Below are 15738 nucleotides of genomic sequence, written 5' to 3'. Positions count from 1 at the left end.
CGGCCCCATCGACGAAGAGACCTCGTTCGGGGACTGTCGCGAGGTTCGGACCTATCGCGAGATCATTCCGTGGGGATCGATGATGAACTTGCTCGCGGAGCCGTCGCTGAAGGCCTGGTACGCGGCCGGCGCTTCATCCAGCGAGATGACCCTCGTGTTGAGCATCGCTCCCAGGTAGGGCATGCGGTCCCAGAGGATGGCCATCATCAATTCACGGTTGTAGCTCTGGATCGGCGCCATACCGGCGGCGATGCGCGGCGACTTGATCCACGCCTTGCCGAAGTCCAGCGGGAAGACGCCCTCACGCTCGGCCTGGGTCGGCGCGAGCGGATCGGGTCCGTAGACCCCGACGACGCCGGTGGCGCCGCCCGCTCGCGTGGCGTCGAGGACCGAGTTGATGGCGCCCGCCGGACGGTGTTCGTTCGACGCCGCACCGACGCCGTGCGCTTCGGAACCGACGTAGTCGACGGCGCAGTCGACCGCAGGCTCGCCGAGGATCGCCTCGATCTGGTCGCCCAACGGGACGTCGAGGCTGAGGTCGATCGTCTCGCAACCGTTGTTACGCACCAGGTCGAGGCGGTCCTGGTCATAGTCGCCGACGATGATGCAGGACGCGCCGAGGAGACGGGCCGCCGCCGCACCGCACCGCCCCACAGGTCCGGCACCGGCGATGTAGACGGTGGACCCCGGCTTGGCTCCTGCCTCCATGAGTCCGTGGAACGCGGTGGGCAGAATGTCGGACAGGACCGCGAGGTCCAGGATCTTCTCCATCGCCTGGTCCCGGTCGGGGAAGCGGAGGAGCTGGAAGTCGGCGTACGGGACGAACAGGTACTCGGCCTGTCCGCCGTCGAAGCCGCCGAGGTTGAACCCGTAGGCCGCCGAGGCGACATCGGGATTCGCGGTCTCGCACACGTCCGTGCGCTGCGCCTTGCAGTTCCGGCATCGCCCACAGGCGACGTTGAAGGGCACCGACACCAGGTCGCCCTCCTTGAGGAACTCGACGTCGGGACCCACTTCTATGACCTCGCCGGTCATCTCGTGCCCCATGACGAGGTTCTGCGGAACGGGGAAGGAGCCCCGGAAGATGTGCAGATCGCTGCCACAGATGTTGGTGGCGACGATCCTGAGGATCACGCCGTGGGGCGCCTTCCGTCCGTTCGGCATCTGCAGCTTGGGGAAGTCGAGGGTCTCGACCTTCATGGTGCCGGGGCTGTCGAACAGGACTGCGCGGTTGCCGTCTGCCATGGATCCACTCCTACTCGGATTGATGATTCCCTATGCGGGAGAATCGATCCCGGGCCATCTACTGCGGCCGACCGGGATCTACGGATGAGCGTATGCGCACGGATCGATGGGCGTCACTAGCGCGACGTGCCGCCCGACTGACGGTCCGTGCCAGACCGCTCCGGGGCGATAGACCGGTTGTCGGCGCCGCCTCGATCCGTTCTTCGGTCGGTCTCGGACTGCCTCGGTCCATGGAGGACCTGACCATCCGTGCCGCGTTCCTCGCATCGCGTGCCAAGCGGGTATTCCGATGTGGCCATGCGTGCATGCGGCGAAATACGGTGGGTCCATGAGCCAAACAGTTCGTGGAATCATCGCCCGTTCGCAGGGGCAGCCCGTCGAGCTCGTCGACATCGTCGTCCCGGACCCCGGTCCGGGCGAGGTGGTCGTCGATGTCCAGGCGTGCGGCGTCTGCCATACCGACCTCACCTACCGCGACGGCGGCATCAACGACGAGTTCCCCTTCCTCCTCGGTCACGAGGCAGCGGGCGTCGTCGAGTCCGTCGGCCCCGGCGTCACGCACGTCGAGCCCGGCGACTTCGTCGTCCTCAATTGGCGCGCCGTCTGCGGCGAGTGCCGCGCCTGCAAGCGCGGTCGCCCCCAGTACTGCTTCAACACCCACAACGCCACGCAGAAGATGACCCTCACCGACGGCACCGAGCTCACCCCGGCCCTCGGCATCGGCGCCTTCGCCGACAAGACCCTCGTCGCGGAGGGCCAGTGCACGAAGGTGGACGCCGACGCTGATCCGTCGGTGGTAGGGCTGCTGGGCTGCGGCGTCATGGCGGGCTTCGGCGCCGCCGTCAACACCGGCGGCGTGGCTCGGGACGACTCGATCGCCGTCATCGGCTGCGGTGGCATCGGCGACGCCGCTATCGCGGGAGCCTCGCTGGTCGGCGCGCGTACGATCATCGCGATCGACATGGACGACCGGAAGCTCGAGTGGGCGCGGGAGTTCGGCGCCACCCACACGATCAACGCCCGCGGGACCGACGTGGTCGCGGCGATCAGGGAGATCACCGGTGGCTTCGGCGCCGATGTCGTGGTCGACGCGGTCGGCCGGCCCGAGACCTACGAGCAGGCGTTCTACGGCCGGGACCTGGCCGGCACCGTCGTCCTCGTCGGGGTGCCGACACCCGACAAGCGCCTGGACCTTCCGCTCGTCGACTTCTTCTCGCACGGCGGGTCGCTGAAGTCGTCCTGGTACGGGGACTGCCTGCCGGAGCGCGATTTCCCCACGCTGGTGGACCTGTACCGGCAGGGCCGGTTCCCGCTGGAGCGGTTCGTCACCGAGCGGATCGGCATCGATGGCGTCGAGGAGGCCTTCCACAAGATGCACGCCGGTGAGGTGCTGCGGTCCGTGGTGGTCCTGTGAGCATCCAGCGGGTGGTCACCAGCGGCGTCTTCGAGCTCGACGGCGGCAGTTGGGCGGTCGATAACAACGTCTGGGTGGTCGGCGACGAGACGCAGGTGGTGGTCTTCGACGCCGCGCACACGGCGGAGCCGATCATCGAGGCGGTGGCCGGCCGGGAGGTGGTGGCCGTGATCTGCACGCACGGCCACAACGACCACGTCACGGTTGCGCCGCAGCTGAGCGACGCCTTCGGGGCGCCGATCCTGCTGCACCCCGCCGACGAGATGCTGTGGCGGCAGACCCATCCGAACCGCGACTTCCAACCGGTGGAAGACGGTCACGAGGTCCGGGCGGGCAACGTCGCGTTCCACGCCCTGCACACCCCCGGTCACTCGCCCGGATCCGTGTGCTGGTGGGCGCCGTCGCTGGGCGCGCTCTTCTCCGGGGACACGCTGTTCCACGGCGGCCCCGGCGCCACCGGGCGGTCCTTCTCGGACTTCCCGACGATCCTCGACTCGATCCGGACCCGAGTGGGCGGTCTGCCCCCGGAGACGGTCGTGTATACGGGGCACGGCGATTCGACCACCGTCGGCGCCGAGCTCGCGGACTACGACCAGTGGGTGGCGCGCGGCCACTGAGCCGCCCGGCACCGTCGAATACCCGAACCGGAAGGAGGCACCGCGTGGACACCGGCGATGCCATGGTGCACGTGCGCGGCGCGCGCGAGCACAACCTCAAGAACGTGGACGTGGACGTCCCGCGCTGCTCCCTGGTCGCCTTCACCGGCGTCTCCGGCTCGGGCAAGTCGAGCCTGGCCTTCGGCACGTTGTTCGCGGAATCGCAACGGCGGTACCTGGAATCGGTCGCGCCGTACGCGCGGCGGCTGATCGACCAGGTGGGTGTCCCCGATGTGGACGCGATCGAGGGGATGCCGCCGGCCGTCGCACTGCAGCAGCAGCGCGGCGGTACGAGCACCCGTTCCTCGGTGGGCAGCATCACCACCCTCTCGAGCCTGCTCCGCATGCTGTACTCGCGGGCCGGAACCTACCCCGCCGATCAGCCGATGCTGTTCGCGGAGGACTTCTCCCCCAATACTCCGCAGGGCGCGTGCCCGGCGTGCCACGGCATCGGCCGCGTCTACGAGGTCACCGAGGCGCACATGGTCCCGGACCCCACGCTGTCGATCCGCGAACGCGCCATCGCCTCCTGGCCGCCGGCCTGGTACGGGCAGAACCTGCGCGACATCCTCGTCTCCCTGGGCTACGACGTGGACGCCCCATGGCAGGACCTACCCCGCAAGGACCGGGACTGGATCCTGTTCACGGAGGAACGGCCCACGGTGCCCGTCTACGCCGGATTCACCCCGGCGCAGACCCGCCGGGCCGTCCGCAACGAGATGGAACCCAGCTACCAGGGCACGTTCATCGGCGCCCGCCGGTACGTCCTCGACACGTTCGCGGGCACCAAGAGCGCGAGCGTCAAGAGGCGGGTCTCGCAGTTCGTCGGGAGCATGCCGTGCACCCTGTGCCACGGCAAGCGACTCAAGCCCGAGGCACTGTCGGTGACCTTCGAGGGGCTCGACATCGCGGATCTCTCCCGGCTCACGCTCGACGAGCTGGCCACGCTCTGCGCGGCGGTGCTGTCGCCCGACTGGGCACCGGCCACGTCGGGCGGGGTGCTCGACGCAGCCGCCCGACGGTCCGCCGTCGACGCGCGGGTGGCGTCGGGCGGCGCGGAGCACGCCGCGGCCCCCGACGTCCGAGCGACGCCGAACATGTCGGCGGAGAAGCGATCCGCCGCGCAGCGGCTGATCGCCGACCTCGCCGTCCGGCTGCAGCCCCTGCGGGACCTGGGGCTGGGCTATCTCTCCCTGGCCCGCAGCACCCCGACGTTGTCGGGCGGCGAGCTGCAGCGCGTGCGGCTCGCGACGCAGCTCTCGTCGCAGCTCTTCGGCGTGGTCTACGTGCTCGACGAGCCCTCCGCCGGACTCCATCCACGTGATCGGGATGCGCTGCGCGGCATCCTCGCCGGGCTCAAGCGGGCCGGCAACAGCGTCTTCGTCGTCGAACACTCGCTCGACGTGATCCGGTCGGCGGACTGGCTGGTCGACATCGGCCCCGGCGCGGGCGAGGACGGCGGCCGCGTGCTCTACAGCGGCCCGCCCGAGGGGCTGGCCGCGGTCGAGGAGTCCGTTACCCGCCGCTACCTCCTCGACCGCGCACCGTCGGACAGTGGGCCGCACGTCCCGCGGGATCGCGCGGCCTGGCTCGAACTGACGGGCGTGACCCGCAACAACCTTCGCGACCTCACCGTCGCGCTCCCGCTGCACTGCCTGACGGCCGTCACGGGGATCTCCGGGTCGGGCAAGTCCAGTCTGGTCTCCCAGGCGCTCCCCGAGCTGGTCGGCGAGCACCTCGGCAGGCCCGTGCGGTTCGACGACACCGATGACGACGACCTCCTCGCCGAGTCGGCCGCACCGGTCGCGGGCGCCGTCGTCGGCGACCCGCAGGGGGTGCGCCGGGTGGTGAGCATCGACCAGAAGCCGATCGGCCGCACGCCGCGCTCGAACGTCGCGACCTATACGGGGATGTTCGACCGGATCCGGCGGCTCTTCGCGGAGACCGACGAGGCCCGCCGGCGCGGGTACAAGCCCGGGCGGTTCTCCTTCAACGTCGCGGGCGGACGCTGCGCCACCTGCGAGGGCGAGGGCTGGGTGATGGTCGAGTTGCTCTTCCTGCCGAGCGTCTACAGCCCGTGCCCCGATTGTCACGGCTCCCGGTACAACGCCGACACCCTCGAGATCACCTGGAACGGCCGCACCATCGCCCAGGTCCTGGAACTCAGCAACGCCGAAGCCCGCGCGTTCTTCACCGGCGAACCCGAAGTCCTCCGCACCCTCGAGGCACTGCGCGACGTCGGCCTCGACTACCTGCGCCTCGGCCAACCGGCGACGGAGTTGTCGGGCGGCGAGGCCCAGCGCGTCAAACTCGCCGGCGAACTGCAGCGCGCCCACCGCGGCGACACGCTCTACCTGCTCGACGAGCCCACCGCCGGACTGCATCCGGCCGACACCGATCGCCTCCTGGCGCACCTGCACCGCCTCGTCGACGCCGGGAACACCGTCGTCGTCGCGGAACTGGACATGCGCGTCGTCGCCCAGGCAGACCACGTCATCGACATGGGGCCCGGCGCGGGCGGCGCAGGCGGCCGCATCGTCGCCGCCGGTACGCCGGCGGAGGTCGCGGCGTCCGCCGAGGGGGCGACCGCCCCCTACCTCGCAGCCGAACTCCCCGCCTGAAACAGACCCGATCGCGCACAAATCGGTTCCAGCCCTGCGCGCTGGGCCGGCCACGACTCTCGACCGAAGGACATCGACGTGCGGGAACAAACACCACCTCCGGCAGCGCCGGCACGCATCCTGTGGATGTTGCGCCGCGAATCCGGTGCGGCGATGCTCCTCGTCGCGGTCACCGTCGTCGCACTGGTGTGGGCGAACTCGCCCGCGTCGACGGCGTACTTCGACCTGTGGCACCAGGAGGCCGGCTTCGAGATCGGGCCGTTCGGCATGCGGATGAGCCTGCAGCACTGGATCAACGACGGCCTGATGGTGATCTTCTTCTTCGTCATCGGCCTCGAGGTGCGCCAGGAGTACGCGCACGGCACCCTGCGGGACCGGTCCCGCGCCCGGATCGCGCTGATCGCGGGCGCCACAGGGGTGGTGCTACCCGCAGTCATCTACCTCCTCGTCGTCGGCATCAGCGGCGGCGAGGGCCTGCGGGGCTGGGGCGCCGTCGTGGGCACGGACACGGCGTTCCTTCTCGGGGCGCTCGCGATCGTCGGACCGCGGCTCTCCGGCCAGCTTCGGGTCTTCCTGCTCACCCTCACCGTGGTCGACGACTTCCTCGCCGTGTCGATCATCGGCCTGGTCTACAGCGAGAAGATCCACCTCGGGCCGCTCCTACTCGCCGTGACCTGCCTCGTCGGGCTGTGGCTGCTCGGGCGTTCCCGCCAGTGGCGGGCGGCACCGTACGTGGTCCTCGTCGTGGTGCCGTGGTTCGCCGCAGTCTCCTCCGGCGTGCACGCGTCCCTCGCGGGTATGGCCGCCGGCCTGCTCATTCCGGCGTATCCGACCCAGCGGCACAAGGTGGTCGCGGCGCGGCAACTGTTCCGGGACTTCTGGCAGTCTCCCAGCGCCGCATCGGGGCGGGAGGTCTCCCGAGGCCTCGCCAAGGGCACCGCCGTCAACGAACGCTTGCACGAATACCTGCGCCTGCCGACCGCGCTCCTCGTGGTCCCGGTCTTCGCCCTCGCCAACGCGGGCGTGGACCTGCGCGGCGGCCTCCTCGGCGAGGCCGTGACGTCGAGCGTCACCTGGGGTGTGATCGTCGGACTCGTGCTCGGGAAGTTTCTCGGCATCGGCCTGTCCACGTGGGCAGCCGTCCGGCTGGGGATCGGACGACTCCCGCAGGGCGTCGGCATGGGCAGCGTCTTCGGCGGAGCGGCGCTGTCCGGCATGGGATTCACCGTCTCGCTGCTCATCATCGGGCTGGCCTTCGGCTCGACCTCCGACCTCGGGCGACAGGCCACCGTCGGGGTCCTCATCGCGATGGTCCTGGCGAGCGCGCTCGGGTGGGCCGTCTTCCGGCTCGCCGCCGCCCGGTGGGGCGAGGACACGGCGGATCTCCCGATGGTGCTGTCGGTTCCGGTCGATCCCGAGGTCGACCACGTCCGCGGCCCCGAGGACGCCCAGCTCACCCTGGTCGAGTACGTGGACTTCGAGTGCAGCTTCTGCGCCCACGCGACGGGCGGATGGGACGACCTGCACGCCCGCTTCGGGGACGACCTTCGCTACGTCGTGCGGCACCTCCCGCTCGTCGACGAGCATCCGCACGCGCTCCTGGCAGCGCGGGCCTCCGAGGCGGCCGCGCACCAGGGGATGTTCTGGGAGTGGCTCGATCTCGTCTTCGAGCGGCAGGCGCACCTCGAGCGGGAGGATCTCATCGCCTATGCGGGTGAACTCGGGCTGGACGTCGACCGGTTCGTCGCCGATCTCGACGGTGCCGACGTCGCCGAACGTGTGGAACGGGACGTGCGGAGCGCCGCGGACAGCGGCGCGCGGGCGACTCCCACCTTCTTCATCGACGGATGCCGCAACGTGGGCGCCTACGACGCCCGCGCCCTCGGTCGCGGTCTGGAGGCGAGCCGCCGCGGCAGCCGCACCCAGGAACCGGCCTGAGCGGTCAGGACTGGAGCAGCGGAGCCGCTTCGGATTCCCTGTTCCGGTACTCCCCTGGCGTGGTGCCGGTGATCGATCGGAAGCTGCGGTAGAAGTGGGCTTCGCTGGCATAGCCGACGTCGCGGGCGATCGACCCGACGGCCAGGTCGGTGCGGTTCGCGAGCATCTTCTGCGCCGTCTCGATGCGCAGTAGCCGCAATTGGCCGACGACCGTCTGCCCGGTCCCGTCGAACAGCCGGTACAGGCTGCGACGCGACAGATGCGACGCGGCGGCGATGCGATCGACGTCGAGATCGGGGTCGGCCAGATTCTTCCGCATGAAGTCCACCACGCGTTCCCGGCGCAGAAGCAACGGCAGGTCCTCCGACCCCATCTTCGCGGTGGAGTAGGCGACGAGTGAGCTCGCAAGGCCGGAGACCTGGGGCCGCAACAGTGACGCGCCGGCGGGATCGTCCACCTGGGCCCGGGCGAGGCTGAGGAAGAACGCCGAGACGGACCCCAACGCACCGTCGAGCGGGATGGCCCGCGCCAGGAGGTCCGTGCCGCGTCGCAGGCCCGCGGTCGCGAAGGCGCGCTCAGCGGGAACGTGGATGACGACCTGCTCGTAGGCCCCGTCGAAGTCCAGTTCGAACGGGATACTGCTGTCGTAGAAGACCATCTCCCCGGGACCGAAGACGGCCGTGTTCCCGGCCTGCACGACAGCGCCGCTACCACTGACCGGGAGCACGGCGAACAGGTACTCGTCGCTCTCCGAGCCCTGTCCGATGAGGCGACTCGACCGCGTCACGGTCTCCCCGTTGGAACGCTTGGTGGACACCGCATAGTCGCCGTAGCGGGAGCTACTGATCTCGCCGACGAACTCGGGGTGCCGCGGCGTCGTGTCGACATCCACGTACACGTGCCGGCGAATCGACCGCCAGTAGTCCACGGCGGCCGATCGATCCACGTCGTCGGTGGACCATTGCGATTCGCCGCGGGGCCACCGCGTCGCACGCTCGGTCACGCGCAACCACCTCCTCGCAGTGCAGCTTGCCTCATCTGATCCTACGGCCGGGCGCGCATCGCGGACTCGGCACGAACGGTCACCGACGTGGCACGCGACGACAGAGGCGGTGCCCGCCGGGGCGCGGAGAACTCCGTCACCGACCCGGATGGTGATCGACGATGACATCGAACTCAGCACGCAAGCGCGCAGCCAGGGACTACAGCCGGCGCCACGGAGTGAACTACCGCGTCGCGCTGCAGGCCGTGGGAACTCATGATCCGGACCGGTTCCATGCCCTCGCCACACGAGTCCTGATCGAGGCCGTTGAGGGAGGCGCGCTGACCGTCGCGCCGCATACTCCGGACTGCAGATACGACGAAACCCCCTGGATTTCAGGGGGTTTCGTGTTGTGCGCGATACTGGGATTGAACCAGTGACCTCTTCCGTGTCAGGGAAGCGCTCTCCCACTGAGCTAATCGCGCCTTCATGAAGTGGGGCTCAGCCGCTCCGATGCGGAGTGGCTGAGCGTGTTGGAGGCGGCGACGGGAATCGAACCCGTGTGCACGGCTTTGCAGGCCGTTGCCTCACCACTCGGCCACACCGCCACGGTAAGCCCACTTCGAGCGGATGACGGGATTCGAACCCGCGACCCTCACCTTGGCAAGGTGATGCGCTACCAACTGCGCTACATCCGCATTCGTCCGAACCGGCGCTTGGAACGCCTTTCCGGTGCGAGAGAGAACACTACGTGAACATCGCGCGCTCTGCCAAATCGGCTGGTCACCCCATGTTTCGTGCGCAGTCGGCGTGGTCGGGGCGCATCCGAGACCGCGTCGGCTTACGGGATGGGACTGTAATCGCTGATGGGGCGCCCGATTACCCTTTCGCTCAGCGGTCGTGTTAGTGTTCTCTCTCGTTCGCCTCCCTGGTAACACGGAGTCGCGCGCAGCTCCGGTCCTATGGCTCAGTGGGAGAGCGTCCCCTTCACACGGGGAAGGTCGCTGGTTCGATCCCAGCTAGGACCACCGAGAAACCGCCTGGTGACAGGCGGTTTTCTTCGTTTTCCGGCCCGAACCACCGCACGGATCTCGACGTGGACCACCGAGGGGCACCTACTCGTGCGGCACGGAACCGCATGGAAGACCGTGGCACGAGCATCGCGCGCGGTGCCCGTCGGCGCCATCCGCACGAGAGGAATCGGACTCGACATCACTGTCGGCCGGCCCGCCGGGGGCTTCGACGGCCACCGTGACCGGCTCCGGCTCGGGCGGCGCGACCGCAGGACCGCGAGCCGAACGCCACCCGGCGAGCACCTGGGCGATGTAGAGCGGGATACCGACGAGGCCGGCGACCACCCCGAGCACACACAGCCCGATCGACAGCTTCGTGGGGAGCGCGTCGATGAACACGGTCACGATCGCGAGAGCGATCAGCGCGACACAGAGTCCGTTCCAGAACAGGGCACGATCACTGACGCCGCGCGCACGCGAGAAGAGTCGGGTCGACACGGGTACCTCTGCCAGGTGCACGATGCGCGACGGGCCGAGCGGCTCCAGCCCCGGAACGGAAGATCGATCTGATCCGCGCCGTCATCGACGGCGCGGCACGTAGTGCATCATAACCGGCTTGGACGACACTCGCTCGGGAGCGCCGACCACGGATTCTCGAAACATCAAGCGTTGCAACCACATATGCGAGCCCGGACTACGCCTCCCTACGCGAACCCGTCGCCGCCCACACCGGAACCGCGATACGCATCGCCGAACCACCCTGCAACCCCGCGCAACCCTTGCCGCCGGTCTCGCGACGGACGTCTGATGAGCCGCCACGAGTGGTCCCGAAAACTGCTGAGGGAGAATACAAATGCCCCAAAGAGAGCAAAGCGGTCACGACGAAGCCCCACCCCGCACCATCGATCGGACTCAACGTCACGCGGTCGCGGCGCCCCGATGGGATTCATGGGCACGCCCCGCCGGGTTCCCCAGCATGCAGGCGGCACTGATCTGGGCGGCGCGCCACGCCCCCGACGCGAGCGACCCGATCAGTCTCCTCGCCCGCCGGCTCGGCGTGCCCTACGCAGTCCTGCACTCGACGGAGGTCGTCCAGCGATTCCTCCACACCGGCGGCGTCCTGGACGCACGGCGCAACCTCGGACGCTTCCGCTAGACGCTCGACTCCACTCGGGTGTTGACACTGCTTACATGTCGCTCTACCCTCATGTAAGCAATGCATACATCATCGAGGCGAGGAGCCACGAGGACATGACCCCAGCAGCAACGGACACCGTCGAGGTCGACCTGGGCGGGCGCACCGTCACCGTCCCCAAGGACGGCCTCTACGACCGCTTCCGGATGGACACCCCGCTGGACGAGGTCGCGCAGGACCCGCGAGTGCCGGGTGTCGGCTTCTTCCGCACGCTCCCGAAGGCCCAGGTGGACTCCCCCATCGGACCGACGCGCACGCCGAACTTCTACTACGCGATGTCCTCCGCGCGGCTGACGATGCTCGCCCCGAGCAGCGCCATCCGCAAGCGCCTGCCGGCCGAGCTCGCTCCACTCGAGGTCGCGCCGGGCCTCGCCCTGGCCTCGGTCATGCTCTTCCGCTACGACGTGTGCGACATCGACTTCTACACCGAGGCCGCTGTCGGCGTCGCGGTCCGGCCGGCCCGGCACGGCGGCCCCGGCCTCGCCGACCTCGTCTCCGCGCTCGGCGATGACCACCTGCACTCCTACGTGTTCTCGCTGCCCGTGAACACGCAGATCGCCCAGGTCCGCGGGCACGACGGCTACGGCTTCCCCAAGTGGGTCACCGACGTCGACGTCGACATCGACGAGACCCGCACGACCGCGCGGATCGCCAACGCCGACGGTGGCGTCGACCTGGCTTTCTCCGCCGCGACGCCGAAGCAGAAGCGCCACGCGAGCGGCGAGAAGGTCTCGACCCTCACCTCGTACACGCAGCGCGACGGCTCCTGGTTCTCCACCCTCAACCAGACCAACGTGCTCGCCAGCGGGACCTCGCGGTTCCCCCGGGGTATCGACCTCACCCTCGGCGAGGGCCGCGTGTCCGACGACCTGCGTTCGCTCAAGCCGATCCGCGCGGTCCAGTTCGACGTGAACACTGGAGCCCAGGCCGCGCTGCACATGCCGGTCCCGTTCTCCGTCCGCTGAGCTCCGTCCCTCCGAAAGGCGCACCATGAGCACCAACGCCCCGACGTTCATGCGCGCGCCGGTCATCTCGGCGCGACTCCCCCTTGCGGAGGCGGAACAGGGCCAGGCCCTGCTGGAGTCGAAGGACTCCGTCGGGAAGGTCCTACTCCTGCCTCGGGAAGCGTGACGCCACCAGGCGATTCGCCTCACGAGGCAACAGTCGTGTACTTTGTTGTTCGCCTGAGAGGCACGCGGATGTAGCGCAGTTGGTAGCGCATCACCTTGCCAAGGTGAGGGTCGCGGGTTCGAATCCCGTCATCCGCTCCAGAAGCCCCGATCGCGTACGCGGTCGGGGCTTCAGCCATTCACGGCCGGGTATCGCCAGGGGGCGAACGGAATTCGGCCGGTGGGAACTGCGGCGGAACGCGCCCTCCCTGCTGCACCGGCGGGTACCCGGGATAGGGCGGATACGGGGGCCGGGACCGCTGTTTCGACCCGCGGACGATGAGATACACCACACCGGCCACAGCTGCGGCGGCGAGCACCATCACGACCAGCGCAAGGATCGCCATGGGAAAGATCGTCATTTCCGTGACCATACTCGGATCAGCATCGCCGGGCACCCGACCTGCGGACATGGACGGAACCGGCCCGCGTGTGCATCGAGATGTGATCGCCTACCGACTCCCGACCACGAGCGAATCAGCCCGACGCTCAGCGTCCGCGCAGTAGCGTCGAATCGGACCGCGAAGGAATCGACACCAGCGCAGGAGTGACCCGTGGGCACAACCGTGACGGACGAACAGATTCAGGACCTGGTGAAGACGGCGCAGCCGTTCAGCCTCCTCATCCTCCGCTGGGGCCCGCGCCGTGCCCAGGACGGGGCCGACGCCATCGAACTCGAACACCAACGGCGCATGGTCTCGCTGCGGGCGGACGGCGTGATCGCCGTCCTCTGTCCGATCCTCGACGACGCCATGGCCGGTACGGCGATCATGACCGTTCCCCCCGACCGGGCCAGGGAGATCATCGCCGACGATCCCTGCGTCCGGGCCGAGATGATGCACAGCGAGGTGTACCCCTGCCTCGGCTTCCCCGGAGATTCTCTGCCCGGCTGACGCCCGGTGGGCGCATGACTGACGCCCGGTGGGCGCCCGGGTCGGCGTCCGCAGTGAGGCGAGCGGGGCACCGTCGGGCATCCCACCTGCACACATGGACGGAACCGGCCCGGCTGTCCAGCAAGCTGTGATCGCCTGCTAACTTCCGACTGTGAGTGATTCCACACCGGAACAGGTGCTCAACGACCGCGTCCGGGACGCCTACCACGCCGTGACCGACGAGGCGCGGGCCGAGAAGGTCGCCAAACAGCACGGACGCGGCAAGATGACTGCGCGCGAACGAGTGGCGGCGTTGGCCAACGGCGGCTTCCACGAATTCGGCGCCCTCGCGGGTCCGGGGCCGGCGCAGCAGGGCGCCGCTCCCCTGGTCGCGCCCGGCGACGGCGTGGTCACCGGGATCGGCTACATCGACGGCCGGCCCGCGGCGATCGCCGCCTTCGACTTCACCGTTCTCGGCGGCAGCAATGGCGCCACCGGCATGGCGAAGCTCGACCGCTGCGCCGAACGCGCGCTCCTCGACGAGATCCCGCTGATCATGCTCATGGACGGCGGCGGGCACCGCATGCAGGAGGCGCTCGACTCCCGCCTCGCGGCACCGGGATCACAGCTCCTGCTGCGCCTCGCCGACCTCTCCGGGCACGTGCCGCTGGTCGCGGCGATGATGGGGCCCGGCTTCGGCGCGCCCGCGAACATCTCCGCGTGCTGCGACTTCGTGACCATCGTGCGCGGCATGGGCACCATCGGCATCTCCTCGGCTCCGCTCGTCCGGGCGGCGACCGGCGAGAATCTCACCAACGACGAGATCGGCGGGGCGGACCTGCAGGCGAGGCGCGGCGTCGTCGACGTGGTGACCGCCGACGAGCAGGAGGCGCTCGATTCGATCCGCGCATTCCTGAGCTACCTCCCGCCGTCGGCGGCCGGACAGCCGCTGATCAACGCGGGGCCGCACGAACCCGGGGACGGTGCGGAGACGATCGACACGATGATCCCCGCGTCGATGCGGCAGGCCTACGACGTCGTCGAGGTCATCGAGGCGATCGCCGACGTCGACAGCGTCTTCGAGCTGGGGCGCACGCACGCACCGAATCTCGTGACCACGCTGGTTCGCGTGGACGGCCGACCGATGGGCGTCGTGGCCAACCAGCCGCGGGTCCACGCCGGCGCGCTCGACGCGCACGCGTGCGAGAAGGCGGCGCACTTCATCGCGGTATGCGACGCGTTCGGCCTGCCGATCCTCATCCTCATCGACCTGCCCGGCTTCCTCGTCGGCGCGGGGGCCGAGGAGACGAACCTGGTGCGGCGCAGCGCCCGTCTCGGATACGAGCTCGGCGCGGCCACGGTGCCCCGCTTCGTGATCGTGACCCGCAAGGCCTACGGCGCCGCCTACATCGCGATGGGCGGCGGGCGCAGCGCGCACGCCGATCTCTCCCTCGCGTGGCCCACCGCGGAGATCTGCGCCATCCCGATCGAGAGCGCCGTCGATCTGGCGTTCCGGTCGCAGTACGAGTCGGCACCCGATCCCGCGCAGGCGCGGACCGATCTGATCACTCTGTTCAAGGCCAATGTCGACCCGCTGCTCGCCGCGGACGGCTTCGGCATCGATGACGTGGTGCTGCCCTCGGCCACCCGACCGATGCTCGCCGAGGCCCTCACCCGGGTGAAGCGCCGCCCACCGCGGGTCCCGCAGAAGCGACGCTCGATCTCCCCCATCTGACCGGCGCTCGGCCCACGGTCGCTCAGGCCCGACGGTGCCGCCGCACCGCGTCGGTGTTGGCGCAGCGCGGCGAGCAGTAGGACTGGCGCCCACCGCGACTGGTATCGGCGAACACCCGATCACAGCCCGCGCGGGCGCACGTCCCGAGCCGAGCCCCCTCGGCCTCGGTGGTGAACACCGCGAGCCCGCCCGCGGTGACCGCCTTCACCCGACCCAGCAGTGACTCCGTCTCCGGCGTGAAATGCAGGTGCGGGCGCCAGTCGTCGTGCGCGGTCAGGTAGATCCCCGCCGTGCCCTCCTCCAGGAGCGCGTTGACGGCATCGCACCGCTCGTCGACGGTGCCCGCCTCGAAGGGCCCGCGCAGCAGCGTGGTCCAGTCGTCCAGACCGGCGATCGTGTCGTCGTCCACGTCGATCCGGCGGATCTCGTGGTCGCGGAGCGCGCCCACCACCCGCTCGGTCGTCCAGGCCCCGTCGGCCCGGAGATTGACCAGGTCGACCGAGAGCCGGACACCGGTCATGTTGTCGTGATCGAACTGCACGCGACGATCATCCCGCCTGCGCCGCGATCTCGGGCCAGACGGTCGGGTACTCGGGCGCGACGAGCTTGATCCGCCGCACACCGCACGAGCACAGCTGGTACATCACCACCCCCTCGCTGGTCGGGTGGTGCGATTCGGTCTCCCAGGAATGGGCCAGGTGCGTGATCTCGTTCATGCGAACCAGCGTGGAACGAGGTCATCAGGCGTTTCAACCATTACATTCGGCGTTCGAGTCACCCGCACCGTCCGGCGCCGGAGAAACGCGTACCCTAGGGGGGTATGATCCGGCTGACGTCGACGGAAGGAGTACGAGTGGCCACCGATGCCCACGCGCCCGCCGTCGTGGACCTCGAGATC

Annotated in this window: 15 protein-coding genes and 5 tRNA genes; 11 read left to right on the top strand and 9 right to left on the bottom strand. The window is 69.4% G+C overall.

Annotation, left to right across the window (positions count from 1 at the left end):
* Nucleotides 1-51 precede the first annotated feature (51 nt).
* Nucleotides 52-1245: an alcohol dehydrogenase catalytic domain-containing protein gene (locus ABZX10_RS13965; protein ID WP_355540469.1), complete on the bottom strand. Its 1194-nt coding sequence runs from the start codon at nt 1243-1245 to the stop codon at nt 52-54.
* 328 nt (nt 1246-1573) lie between these two features.
* On the opposite strand from ABZX10_RS13965, the gene ABZX10_RS13960 reads away from it, so the two are divergent.
* The 4 genes from ABZX10_RS13960 to nhaA all read left to right on the top strand — a co-directional run bounded on the left by ABZX10_RS13960 (nt 1574) and on the right by nhaA (nt 7874).
* Nucleotides 1574-2659 (top strand): S-(hydroxymethyl)mycothiol dehydrogenase, encoded by a 1086-nt coding sequence (locus ABZX10_RS13960; RefSeq protein WP_355540466.1) that lies wholly within the window; start codon nt 1574-1576, stop codon nt 2657-2659.
* Complete coding sequence (locus ABZX10_RS13955; protein WP_355540463.1) at nt 2656-3276, top strand: MBL fold metallo-hydrolase; 621 nt, start codon at nt 2656-2658, stop codon at nt 3274-3276. The genes ABZX10_RS13960 and ABZX10_RS13955 overlap by 4 nt, the downstream gene beginning before the upstream one ends.
* 62 nt (nt 3277-3338) lie before the next feature.
* Nucleotides 3339-5936 (top strand): excinuclease ABC subunit UvrA, encoded by a 2598-nt coding sequence (locus tag ABZX10_RS13950; RefSeq protein ID WP_355540702.1) that lies wholly within the window; start codon nt 3339-3341, stop codon nt 5934-5936.
* Between the two features lie 126 nt (nt 5937-6062).
* Nucleotides 6063-7874 (top strand): Na+/H+ antiporter NhaA, encoded by a 1812-nt coding sequence (nhaA, locus tag ABZX10_RS13945; protein ID WP_355540699.1) that lies wholly within the window; start codon nt 6063-6065, stop codon nt 7872-7874.
* 4 nt (nt 7875-7878) lie between these two features.
* On the opposite strand, the gene ABZX10_RS13940 is transcribed toward nhaA, so the two are convergent.
* The 4 genes from ABZX10_RS13940 to ABZX10_RS13925 all read right to left on the bottom strand — a co-directional run bounded on the left by ABZX10_RS13940 (nt 7879) and on the right by ABZX10_RS13925 (nt 9554).
* Entirely contained in the window at nt 7879-8877 is a 999-nt protein-coding gene (locus ABZX10_RS13940; protein ID WP_355540460.1) for a helix-turn-helix domain-containing protein, read from the bottom strand.
* Between the two features lie 392 nt (nt 8878-9269).
* Nucleotides 9270-9341, bottom strand: a tRNA-Val gene (locus ABZX10_RS13935).
* A 49-nt stretch (nt 9342-9390) separates the two neighbouring features.
* A tRNA-Cys gene (locus ABZX10_RS13930) sits at nt 9391-9464 on the bottom strand.
* A 17-nt stretch (nt 9465-9481) separates the two neighbouring features.
* Nucleotides 9482-9554, bottom strand: a tRNA-Gly gene (locus tag ABZX10_RS13925).
* A 258-nt stretch (nt 9555-9812) separates the two neighbouring features.
* Here ABZX10_RS13925 and ABZX10_RS13920 point away from each other — a divergent pair.
* Nucleotides 9813-9884, top strand: a tRNA-Val gene (locus ABZX10_RS13920).
* 87 nt (nt 9885-9971) lie between these two features.
* Here the strand turns inward: ABZX10_RS13920 and ABZX10_RS13915 are convergent.
* Nucleotides 9972-10367 (bottom strand): hypothetical protein, encoded by a 396-nt coding sequence (locus ABZX10_RS13915; RefSeq protein ID WP_355540457.1) that lies wholly within the window; start codon nt 10365-10367, stop codon nt 9972-9974.
* Nucleotides 10368-10845: 478 nt separating this feature from the next.
* On the opposite strand from ABZX10_RS13915, the gene ABZX10_RS13910 reads away from it, so the two are divergent.
* The 4 genes from ABZX10_RS13910 to ABZX10_RS13895 all read left to right on the top strand — a co-directional run bounded on the left by ABZX10_RS13910 (nt 10846) and on the right by ABZX10_RS13895 (nt 12335).
* On the top strand, nt 10846-11025 hold the full coding sequence (locus ABZX10_RS13910; RefSeq protein ID WP_355540454.1) for a hypothetical protein: 180 nt from the start codon (nt 10846-10848) through the stop codon (nt 11023-11025).
* Between the two features lie 95 nt (nt 11026-11120).
* A complete protein-coding gene (locus ABZX10_RS13905) occupies nt 11121-12029 on the top strand; it encodes an acetoacetate decarboxylase family protein (RefSeq protein WP_355540451.1) in 909 nt (302 codons plus the stop codon).
* 25 nt (nt 12030-12054) lie between these two features.
* Nucleotides 12055-12195 (top strand): hypothetical protein, encoded by a 141-nt coding sequence (locus tag ABZX10_RS13900; RefSeq protein ID WP_355540448.1) that lies wholly within the window; start codon nt 12055-12057, stop codon nt 12193-12195.
* Between the two features lie 64 nt (nt 12196-12259).
* Nucleotides 12260-12335 (top strand) — tRNA-Gly (locus ABZX10_RS13895).
* A gap of 38 nt (nt 12336-12373) precedes the next feature.
* Here ABZX10_RS13895 and ABZX10_RS13890 read toward each other — a convergent pair.
* A complete protein-coding gene (locus ABZX10_RS13890; RefSeq protein ID WP_355540445.1) occupies nt 12374-12595 on the bottom strand; it encodes a hypothetical protein in 222 nt (73 codons plus the stop codon).
* Nucleotides 12596-12787: 192 nt separating this feature from the next.
* Between ABZX10_RS13890 and ABZX10_RS13885 the strand changes: the two genes are divergently transcribed.
* Both ABZX10_RS13885 and ABZX10_RS13880 read left to right on the top strand, forming a co-directional pair.
* Nucleotides 12788-13126 (top strand): hypothetical protein, encoded by a 339-nt coding sequence (locus tag ABZX10_RS13885; protein WP_355540442.1) that lies wholly within the window; start codon nt 12788-12790, stop codon nt 13124-13126.
* 151 nt (nt 13127-13277) lie between these two features.
* The gene (locus tag ABZX10_RS13880) at nt 13278-14840 is read left to right on the top strand and encodes a carboxyl transferase domain-containing protein (protein WP_355540439.1); all 1563 of its coding nucleotides are present in this window, start codon (nt 13278-13280) and stop codon (nt 14838-14840) included.
* Between the two features lie 22 nt (nt 14841-14862).
* Here ABZX10_RS13880 and ABZX10_RS13875 read toward each other — a convergent pair whose 3' ends face one another.
* Nucleotides 14863-15381 (bottom strand): CGNR zinc finger domain-containing protein, encoded by a 519-nt coding sequence (locus ABZX10_RS13875; protein ID WP_355540436.1) that lies wholly within the window; start codon nt 15379-15381, stop codon nt 14863-14865.
* Between the two features lie 7 nt (nt 15382-15388).
* On the bottom strand, nt 15389-15556 hold the full coding sequence (locus tag ABZX10_RS13870; protein WP_355540433.1) for a hypothetical protein: 168 nt from the start codon (nt 15554-15556) through the stop codon (nt 15389-15391).
* Nucleotides 15557-15738 lie beyond the last annotated feature (182 nt).

This window comes from Tsukamurella sp. NPDC003166 (assembly GCF_040611135.1).
Taxonomy (GTDB): Bacteria; Actinomycetota; Actinomycetes; order Mycobacteriales; family Mycobacteriaceae; genus Tsukamurella.
The sequence above is the reverse complement of the archived record's forward strand: the minus strand, read 5'-3'. Positions and strand labels throughout refer to the sequence as shown.

Coding starts and splice junctions, on each gene's coding strand:
- nhaA (WP_355540699.1), top strand. CDS start 6,063: ATGTTGCGCCGCGAATCCGGTGCGGCGATGCTCCTCGTCGCGGTCACC.
- ABZX10_RS13960 (WP_355540466.1), top strand. CDS start 1,574: ATGAGCCAAACAGTTCGTGGAATCATCGCCCGTTCGCAGGGGCAGCCC.
- ABZX10_RS13905 (WP_355540451.1), top strand. CDS start 11,121: ATGACCCCAGCAGCAACGGACACCGTCGAGGTCGACCTGGGCGGGCGC.
- ABZX10_RS13910 (WP_355540454.1), top strand. CDS start 10,846: ATGCAGGCGGCACTGATCTGGGCGGCGCGCCACGCCCCCGACGCGAGC.
- ABZX10_RS13890 (WP_355540445.1), bottom strand. CDS start 12,595: ATGACGATCTTTCCCATGGCGATCCTTGCGCTGGTCGTGATGGTGCTC.
- ABZX10_RS13870 (WP_355540433.1), bottom strand. CDS start 15,556: ATGAACGAGATCACGCACCTGGCCCATTCCTGGGAGACCGAATCGCAC.
- ABZX10_RS13950 (WP_355540702.1), top strand. CDS start 3,339: ATGGTGCACGTGCGCGGCGCGCGCGAGCACAACCTCAAGAACGTGGAC.
- ABZX10_RS13900 (WP_355540448.1), top strand. CDS start 12,055: ATGAGCACCAACGCCCCGACGTTCATGCGCGCGCCGGTCATCTCGGCG.
- ABZX10_RS13965 (WP_355540469.1), bottom strand. CDS start 1,245: ATGGCAGACGGCAACCGCGCAGTCCTGTTCGACAGCCCCGGCACCATG.